Annotated in this window: 1 pseudogene; it reads left to right on the top strand. The window is 66.4% G+C overall.

The features are described 5' to 3' along the window. A pseudogene (locus U8525_RS34615) lies at positions 1-268 on the top strand (ISL3 family transposase); the annotation flags it as partial.

Raw genomic sequence — 268 nt, 5'->3', positions numbered from 1 at the left:
CGAGCAACGGTGCGCAAGTACGCCCACGCGGAAACCTTTCCAGAGCGTGCGGTTCGACTCCCCGGTCCAAGTATCCTCGACCCCTTCGTGGCGTACCTTGCACAGAGGCAGTCCGCTGGCTGCGAGAATGCACTCGCCCTTTGGCGTGAGATTCGCGTCAAGGGCTTTGGCGGCACCTCGCGGCAGGTCCATCGCTGGCTCCAGACGCGGCGTACGGCACCGGCGCGCTCGACGCCCCGCACACGTCGTGGCCACGACTCAATCCCGA

This window comes from Corallococcus sp. RDP092CA (assembly GCF_041903675.1).
Taxonomy (GTDB): Bacteria; Myxococcota; Myxococcia; order Myxococcales; family Myxococcaceae; genus Corallococcus.
This window is presented reverse-complemented; position numbering and strand designations above follow the sequence as displayed.